This is a genomic window from Vibrio sp. 10N.247.311.51 (genome assembly GCF_041467855.1).
Lineage (GTDB): Bacteria > Pseudomonadota > Gammaproteobacteria > Enterobacterales > Vibrionaceae > Vibrio > Vibrio coralliirubri.
On the sequence record NZ_JBFSVK010000022.1, the window covers coordinates 1 to 8,986 of the forward strand.

Genomic DNA, 8,986 nt, shown 5'->3' on the forward strand with positions numbered 1-8,986 from the left:
TCTAGCTTCTAGCTTCTAGCTTCTAGCTTCTAGCTTCTAGCTTCTAGCTTCTAGCTTCTAGCTTCTAGCTTCTAGCTTCTAGCTTCTAGCTTCTAGCTTCTAGCTTCTAGCTTCTAGCTTCTAGCTTCTAGCTTCTAGCTTCTAGCTTCTAGCTTCTAGCTTCTAGCTTCTAGCTTCTAGCTTCTAGCTTCTAGCTTCTAGCGTTCGCCTTGAACTTCGAAGTCGTCACTGACTAAGCGAGCGCAGCCATCGGCTTCAAGTGCCCAGTGTTCACGATGAACAACACCAAACGCCTTGTTCATTGTCCAGCTAGCGGTAAGAATGTAACCGCCTTCTGGGTGCTCTTCCCATTGAACGTCTGTGTAATCAACGTCTTTGAAGCCTTGGTCGATGATGTTTTGCCAAAATGCTTGAATCGCTTCACGACCTTCAAAAGTACCAAATGGACGCGCTTCCATTACACAGCTTTCAGTATATTGATCGGCACAACCTTTTGCATCTTGGCTGTTGAATGCTTTCTGCCACGCCTTAATGCCTTGCTTACATGCTTCTAAAATTTGGTTGTCTAACATTGTCTTTCTCCATAACAGTCTTGTTTCGAGCACTGTCTTTTTGATTTGGTATCTCGATAAGTTGAATTGAGTTTAGTCTTGGAAATTGATTTGAAAAACAGAGATAATGGAAAATACTGTTTGTAAAAAGAGAACAATAAGATGAGTAAGCTAAAGCAGATGTCGATTTTCGCTCATATCGTAGAGCAGGGTTCAGTCTCGGCTGCGGCTGAAAAGTTAGAGTTGTCTAAATCTGTCGTCAGTCAACATCTCAAAATTCTAGAACAAGAGTTAGGCGCCTCTCTTCTTAAGCGCACAACACGTAGGCAATCTCTGACTAGTATGGGTGAGCGCTTTTATTTGAGTTGCAAAGACATCAACGTGATCGCTGAATCGGCTTGGGATATGGCGAAAGCTGAGCTAGAAGAGCCCCAAGGTCGGATTCGTATTACTGCGTCGAATGCTCTGATGGACTTGCTCGTCGTCCCCGTCATTGCAGATCTTATGAAGCAATATCCGAAGTTAAAACCAGAACTGATAAGCGACGATCAACATCTAGATTTCATGGAACACGATATTGATCTTGCGGTACGAGTGGGCAGTTCTCGTGACAGTAACCTCAAACAGAAACGCTTGGGTGAATTTAAAGACGTGTTGTGTGGTGTTGAAAGCATGCGCTCTCGTAAGCTTGATTCTATCCCTTATATTGCTAACTCGTGGCAGGGGAAGCAGATCTCTCATTACTTTACCTCTCACACTGAAACAGACTTCGTTTACCAACAACAAGCAAGCTGCACCACCAACTCTTTTCACAGCTGTCTTGCCTTGATCAAATCTGGCGTTGGTATCGGTGTGATTCCAGACTTCTATCTTTCTCAGTTATCCAATGAAGTTGTCGACATAATGCCAAGCTTCCAACTACCGACTAACACGGTTTATGCGCTAAACCCATTCGCTTCTAATACGCCTATCGCCATCAAGCTGTGTATCCAAGCGTTGGAAGAGAAGCTCAAGTGTAATTTGGTTTAAAGCCTTTCGTTATATTGCCGTCTTATTAGATGATGTGTTTGGTATAAGAATGGTTCATGTCACATAGTTATTTATTTGTAATATAATAATTCATGATCGTGATGTTTGTTCAACTTGTCGTACAAATATTGTCCTATAGTGGTTCTCGTTACTTCGGTAACACCCTACAAAATATGGAATAAATAATATACGTGAAACATATCATGGAGACTTGTATGACTTTTAAACCTTGCAAACTCACTTCTTGCAAACCTCGAACTCACCAATTTAAACCGTACAAACAATTGTCGTGTGCGGTTCTTTTAGCGATGGCTACTTATGGCGTATCGGCTGAAACACTGAACATTCAATCCGCATCAGACTGGGGCGGAGCGCACAGCTCTTACCCAGCATCGAATACGATTGATGGCAGTACTGATTGGTCATCACGTTGGGCTGCTCAGAATGCGCCTGTCAATTTAGTGCTCGACCTAGGCTCGGTACAAAATGTTCAAGACGTCGCGATAGCTTGGGGTAAAGGCGAAGAGCAAACTTATAAGTTCGAGATCAGAGCGCTAGCTGATGAAAGTTCAAGCAGCTGGGACAAGGTTTATTATGGATATAGTAGTGGCAGCACATCTGGTTTTGAAACCTACGATGTGACGGATGTTCAGGCTCGTTGGGTTCGTATCAAAGTCTTTGAAAACAGTGCGGAAAGTGTTTGGACGAATATTACTGAAGTCGAAATCAGTGGCAATGATAGCCCTGACTATGGACTCGATCCAAACCTACCGCCGTCAGGTAACTTCGACTTACTGGACTGGTATGTGAGCATTCCCGTTGATGAAGGTGACGGCTACGCAACTTCTATCAAAGAGAACACGCTAGATGCAGGTTATGAAGACCAATTCTTCTATACCGGTAGCGATGGTGGCTTGGTGTTCTACACGCCAGTAGAAGGCGTGACCACATCTAGCGGAACAAAATATGTTCGTACTGAATTAAGAGAAATGCTTCGTCGCGGTGATACCTCTTACTCCACTTCGGGTAAAGACAATAACTGGGCGTTTTCGTCTATTCCATCGAGTGACCAGTCGGACTTTGGTGGTATCGACGGGACGTTAAATGCGACGTTAGCCATCAACCACGTGACAACAACCACTTCGAACACTGAACAAGTGGGTCGAATCGTGATTGGCCAGATCCATGCCGAGAAAAACGAACCTATTCGCCTGTACTACCATAAACTACCAGGCAACGACAAAGGCGCAATCTACTTTGCTCATGAAACCTCGAACTCGAGCGGTGGCGATGAAACTTGGCATAATCTATTAGGTAACATGGTGACGTCTGATGGTGACTTAAACAGCACTAGCAACCCAAGTGACGGTATTGCACTCGATGAAACCTTCTCGTATTCGATTGTTGTTGAAGGTGACAAGTTGATTACGACCATTAGTCAAAATGGCTCAGAGTTGGCGGCAAAAGAAGTGGATATGAGTAACAGCGGTTATGATGATGCGGATAACTACATGTACTTTAAAGCGGGTATCTACTTGCAAGACAACTCAAGTGACGACAGCGATTATGCGCAAGTGACTTTCTATCAGTTAGACAACAATCACAACTGATCACGCTATAAATAGTGCGTAGCTACGGCAGCTAGTTTACTCGTTGCGGTTTGTATTCGTTCAATGATTAAAAAGGGGATAGCCAGTTGGTCATCCCCTTTTACTTTCTACCTCTCATTTCTAATATATCGTGCGCGTTTAATTCGGTGCATATTGGCAAAAAATCCAACCCTTACTTATATTTACCTAGAGTGTCTAGTTGCTTATGAAGACTAAAAGGGGACGTCATTGCCAGAGCGCTTTACCAAGTCATGCCACGAATGCGGGCTGGTTAGTCAGTTTGAAGAACTGTCTGCGGGCAGCGAAGCTTCTTGCCCGAGATGTTCTCACACCTTATCGAGCCTCGAGCCTCGGGCATCATAAAGAGCAGGGTGTGATGGCTTATGCGTCGGCTAGCCTTATTGCTTTAATCATGAGCCTGACATTTCCGTATATGTCGTTCAGCGTTCAAGGCATCAGCCAGCAAATCACCTTGTATCAAGCTGTTGATATGATGAACCGGATGGATAACAGCCTGATTGCTATATTACTTTTTCTGGCCGTGATTCTTTTGCCTGCCTATTTTTTGGTGCTTTCTCTCTGGTTTTATCTACTGGTAGACAGAAAGAAGCACATTCATTATGCGGCTAACCGATTCACCTTTTTGGCATTGAAGTCATTAAGTTGGGCAAAGCCTTGGTTGATGGTCGATGTGTTTTTGATCGGCGTATTGGTCAGCTTAATCAAGATCGCAGCATTAGCCGATGTATCGATGGGGATATCATTTTGGGCATTTTGTATCTACGCCATGTTGGTGGTGAAGACGATTTCGTTGGTTGATTTTGATTGGCTATGGGATCGCTTAGTTCCGACTAAAAACGCACAAGAACAAACGGTTGGTAGTACCTTTCAGAAAAAGCAGCACCTTGCTTGCCACATTTGCGGTCAAGTGCATAGCTACAGTGAGGCTATTCACCATTGCTCGCGCTGCCACACACATTTACATCGATTTGAGCCAATAAAAAACCTGCAAGTTGCGTGGGCGCTGTTGTTTACCTCTGTCGTTTTTTATATTCCAGCAAACCTATACCCGATGATGTATACGTCTGCGTTCGGGACGAGTGAAGGTTCCACCATCATGGAAGGGGTGATCTTGCTTTGGAATATGGGTTCATACCCCGTGGCACTTATTATTCTTATCGCGAGTGTTTTCATCCCAATGGCAAAGATGTTTGCCTTGGCTTATCTGTACTGGAATGCAAAAAGGGTACATGGGCTCACCAATCAAAGGGCGAGTCGCTATCTTAAGCTCTACCGTATCACCGAATTTATTGGCCGTTGGTCGATGATAGATATTTTTGTCGTCGCGATTCTTGTTGCCTTGGTTCAGCTCGATGGTGTGATGGCTATTTACCCTGGGCCTGCGGCACTGTCATTTGCGTCGGTTGTTATCTTTACGATGTTGTCGGCGATGATTTTCGATTCTCGGATTATATGGAAGTAATCTCCCCAAAGAGGTGTGGGACATATGGAAAAGCAAACTACTTCAGATGCGAAAGTATCAAAAAAAAGCGAACTGTCTCCGGTCTGGATTGTGCCGATTATTGCGGTACTGGTCGGGTGTTGGATGCTGTTCCAATATTTCAACAATCGTGGACCTGAGATCACCCTGATCTTGCCAGATGCTTCTGGGATAGAAGCAGGAAAAACGGCGATCAAATCTAAGAACGTGCACGTTGGGACCATCACAGATGTGGCGTTAAGTGAAGACTATGAATACATCATCGCCAAAGCACAAATAGATAAGAAAGCCTCTCGCATGATCAATACTGAGACTCAATTCTGGGTGGTTGAGCCACACATTGGTACTGATGGAATCAGCGGATTGGAAACCATTTTGTCTGGCTCATACATCGAGTTGAAGCCAGGGAAATCCAGTGAGTCGCAATTGAAGTTTGACGTGTTAGACACGCCACCCGTCGCAGGACCTGACACCAAAGGCATTCGTGTGGTGTTATCGCACCATAAAGCGAATCAACTGAACGTTGGCGAACCTGTATTGCATCATGGCTTTGTTGTTGGGCGTGTCGAGAAAACAAGTTTCGATTACGAGAATAAAGTGGGTAAATACCAACTGTTTATCTTTGCTCCTTATGACGGGCTGATCTTCGAGAAAACTCAGTTTTGGTTGTCCTCTGGGATTGATGTGAAGTTTGGTGCGAATGGCCTCGACGTTAACTTCGCGTCGATAGAAAGCATAATAACGGGCGGCGTGAGTTTTGATGTGGCAGAGAGCATTCAGCCGGGACAGCAGATCAAAGAGAACTTACAAGAATATACACTTTACGATAATTACGACGCAGTTTTACAAGGTAAATACACCACTTCTATTGATTACGTATTGTTGTTTGAAGAGTCAGTCAGAGGTCTAAAGAAGGGCGCTCCCGTCGAGTATCGTGGCGTTCGAATTGGTACAGTGGATACTGTGCCGTTACAGATTCGCATGGATAAAGACGGCAAGGTCTCGAACCGCATTCCCATCTTAATCAAGCTGGAGATAGAACGAGTTTCAGAAGTCTTTAAGGCTGTGAATGCTGAAAGCTTTGCCAAACGAGTCGACCTTCAAATGGGAGAAGGTTTAAGAGCGACTCTGAAGACGGGTAACTTGCTTACAGGCGCATTGTTTGTCGACATAAACTTCTATGAAGACGAAGACCCGTACGAGCCAAGAGAGTTTGATGGTTATCCTGTCTTCCCTGTTGTGGCTGGTGGCTTGACCGAGATTCAAAAGCAGATCACAGACTTCTTAACCAAGATTAACGAGTTACCATTAGACGCAACGGTAGCTAACTTAAATGGCTCGCTTGCTTCGTTAGATAGCACCTTAAAGAGTATGGATGAACTGCTGGATAGTGAGGGCGCAAAAGCGTTACCAAAGGATCTCAGTGACACCATGAAGCAACTTGAGACGACATTAGAGAGCTACGACGATGATTCAGATGCCTACAAGCAATTGATCAGTGCATCTGAAGAGTTAGAACATGTGTTAAAAGAGCTTCGTCCACTGATTAAAGTGCTGAACGATAAACCGAATGCGCTGGTGTTCGGCAGCGAAGTAGAAGAAGATCCGATTCCAGTTAAAGGAGTGGAATAATGAGAAAGCTATTTATATCACTTATCGTGCTCTTCGGGCTTTTAGGGTGTTCAACGCCTACTGATGGCACTAACGCGTATCTCTTGCCAGAAAGTACGCTAGATAAGCCGATCTTTAAGGTCAAAACGAGAGTGGAGCTACCAGACTATCTCGACACAATAGGGATTGCGTATCGCAAGTCGGAAAATGAATTGGTGTCTGCACGTAAACACGTTTGGGCTGAGAACCTTGAAGGGTTGCTTGAAGAGCGGGTCAATACTTCTGATACATCAGGAGATCCCGAAAGAGAGTTGACGATAACCTTTGAGCAGTTCAACGGTTCTTATACCGGAAGCGCAGAAGTGAAAGGAACTTGGGTATTGAGCGAGCAAGGCTCAGAGCTTGCTCGTGCCGATTTCGAATCAAAAGTACCCTTGAAAGAAGTAGGTTATGAAGCGCTTGTTGAAGCCTTAGGTGAGGGGTTAGATGAGGTGCTATCTGAGATACAAACGCAATTGCCGTAGGTGTTTGTCTGTATGAATACCGCTGGTCGTTATCTGGCTAATTGACTTATTCGCCTGAGTACTATTGCGTAGCCTCTCGGGGAATTTAAAAGCCACCTATTGCTTGGTGGCTGTTTATATCCAGTAAACCTGAGTCGTTAACCATATTTATTAATAAATGCGATAACATTCTTGTTACTCAGTAACTCGATCTTGTCGATAGTCAGTACGCAATAGCGGTAGTTTTTGTTTTTGAAAGTAATGTTCGACTTTTCTTCAGTTGGTTCTGAAAACTTCCATATTTCAAATCCGATATTCTTCATAAGTTCTAATGCACTTGGGTTCTTAATGATCATGGAATACTTTTTAATCTTAGTATTTCTTGCAAGAAGCTTCATATCGGAAATTAGGTTCGCAACAGATTGTTCGCGCTTCTCAGAGTGACCGCTAACCACAATGTAATTTAAGTTCTGGTTAGAATCTAAAGAGCAGGCTTGCTTAATATGTAGATGCTTATTTTGGTATTGCTCGAATACCTCTTCGTTGAAGAAAAAACCTAGGCTATGACTAACAATATCGCCCTTAACATCGACCATTTTTCTGCCATACGCCTTTTTTTCACTGCAATAGAGAAACAGGTCGATAGTATCAAGAGCTGAAGGATCCACCTTTGTATATTGCGAAATCAGCTTTATTCTATCTATTACTGCTTTGTCATTCTGATCTGTCATTAGTGGCATGATCTGACAGTCGCAGCCTTCTTCTATTTCCCCTTTAGTGATAGACGATATTCGGCTTTGAAACGAAAAGAACCTCTCACGAAGGAAGTCTTCAAGTAGTGCACTGTCTTCGTTATCTTCTGAATCAAAGGATTTCAAAGTTGTATACAAGTCCAGACCAAGGCAGTCCAATAGCTTTAGGGCTTTATAATTACTTGGCTTTACTTTGCTATTTTCCCATCGATTTATCGTTACGACATCTACAGAGCTGAATTCATCATCTAAGTGATTAATGTATGCCGCAAAATCCTTTTGCGTTAACTTCAATTTCTTGCGCGCTTCGCGCAGTAATTGCGGAAATTTCATCATGGTAGAATATTCATCTTTGATTAGTGACATTACGTTCCGATTCGTCAGATAGTCTATTTTATCAATCGTTAATATACAGTAGCTATAATGTTTATTTTTGAATGTGATATTACATTTTTTAGCAGAAGGTTCTGAAAATTTAAATACTTCAAACCCCACACTCTTCAAGAGTCTCATCATATTGGGGTCTTTTACTAAAACAGAATATTTTTTAATGTTTTTGTTCTGAGAAAGTAACTGTATATCTGAAACTATATGCTCAATAACATGATCTTTTGTCTCTGAGTGTGAGCTTATATTAAAATAATTTATGCTTTTGCTTGAATTTAAAGAGCAGGCCATTCTTAGATCTAGCTCTTGAGTTTTTAATGTCTCAAATTGATGGTCTTCAAAGAAAAAGCCTACGTTGTGACTCACAATGTCGCCATCTACATTGATCAGCTTGTGACCATGTGCTTTTTTCTCACAGTAGTAGAGATATAAATCAATTTGGTCCAGTGGCGAAATATCGACTTTTGTGAATTTAGAAAGTAGTTTGATTCTGTCGATAACGCCAGTGTCACACGGCTCTGACATTAAAGGCAGTGACTTAAAGTTGCGTTTGCCTTGTTGTTGATTCAGGCCTGATAGAGCTGAAATTCTACTTTGAAATGAGCCATAGGATTCGTTTAAAAACAGTTCGATTAACGTGTCTTTTTGTTCGGACTTAAAGCTCTTTATTGTCTCAAACAAATCTCCGCCAAGGTACTGTAAGATCTTGAGTGCTTTGTATGTACTAGGCTTTACCTTACTGTTTTCCCAACGATTTATCGTTACGACGTCAACCGCATTAAACTCATCGTCCAGCTGATTTAAGTAGGTTGCAAACTCTGTTTGCGTAAATTGAAGTTCCTTTCTGAAGTTACGTAACAACTGTGAAAACTCACTCATTAAAACATTAACCTTCTGATAATTAACTCAATGTCTTGATTCTAATTTAGACATCAGACTCTCTATTTAACATCTTCAGTAATTTGTTTTTTACGGATGTTAATTGTTCGGATTGTTTGAACTGTATGTTGCGCATGTCCCTAACAGGCTGGGTGCCAAATTA

Annotated in this window: 6 protein-coding genes and 1 pseudogene; 5 read left to right on the forward strand and 2 right to left on the reverse strand. The window is 42.6% G+C overall.

The window, feature by feature from the left end:
- Positions 1–197 precede the first annotated feature (197 nt).
- The gene (locus tag AB6E85_RS17905; RefSeq protein WP_372143423.1) at positions 198–572 is read right to left on the reverse strand and encodes a nuclear transport factor 2 family protein; all 375 of its coding nucleotides are present in this window, start codon (positions 570–572) and stop codon (positions 198–200) included.
- A 141-nt stretch (positions 573–713) separates the two neighbouring features.
- Between AB6E85_RS17905 and AB6E85_RS17910 the strand changes: the two genes are divergently transcribed.
- The 5 genes and pseudogenes from AB6E85_RS17910 to AB6E85_RS17930 all read left to right on the forward strand — a co-directional run bounded on the left by AB6E85_RS17910 (position 714) and on the right by AB6E85_RS17930 (position 6,826).
- A complete protein-coding gene (locus tag AB6E85_RS17910) occupies positions 714–1,580 on the forward strand; it encodes a LysR family transcriptional regulator (RefSeq protein WP_372143425.1) in 867 nt (288 codons plus the stop codon).
- A gap of 215 nt (positions 1,581–1,795) precedes the next feature.
- The gene (locus AB6E85_RS17915) at positions 1,796–3,190 is read left to right on the forward strand and encodes a polysaccharide lyase family 7 protein (protein WP_372143427.1); all 1,395 of its coding nucleotides are present in this window, start codon (positions 1,796–1,798) and stop codon (positions 3,188–3,190) included.
- A gap of 228 nt (positions 3,191–3,418) precedes the next feature.
- Positions 3,419–4,673 (forward strand): annotated as a pseudogene (locus tag AB6E85_RS17920) (PqiA/YebS family transporter subunit).
- A 24-nt stretch (positions 4,674–4,697) separates the two neighbouring features.
- Positions 4,698–6,323 (forward strand): intermembrane transport protein PqiB, encoded by a 1,626-nt coding sequence (gene pqiB, locus AB6E85_RS17925; RefSeq protein ID WP_372143429.1) that lies wholly within the window; start codon positions 4,698–4,700, stop codon positions 6,321–6,323.
- Entirely contained in the window at positions 6,323–6,826 is a 504-nt protein-coding gene (locus tag AB6E85_RS17930) for a membrane integrity-associated transporter subunit PqiC (RefSeq protein WP_372143431.1), read from the forward strand. The genes pqiB and AB6E85_RS17930 overlap by 1 nt, the downstream gene beginning before the upstream one ends.
- A gap of 137 nt (positions 6,827–6,963) precedes the next feature.
- Here AB6E85_RS17930 and AB6E85_RS17935 read toward each other — a convergent pair whose 3' ends face one another.
- Positions 6,964–8,823, reverse strand: coding sequence for a helix-turn-helix domain-containing protein (locus AB6E85_RS17935; RefSeq protein WP_372143433.1), 1,860 nt, complete (start codon positions 8,821–8,823; stop codon positions 6,964–6,966).
- Positions 8,824–8,986: the final 163 nt, after the last annotated feature.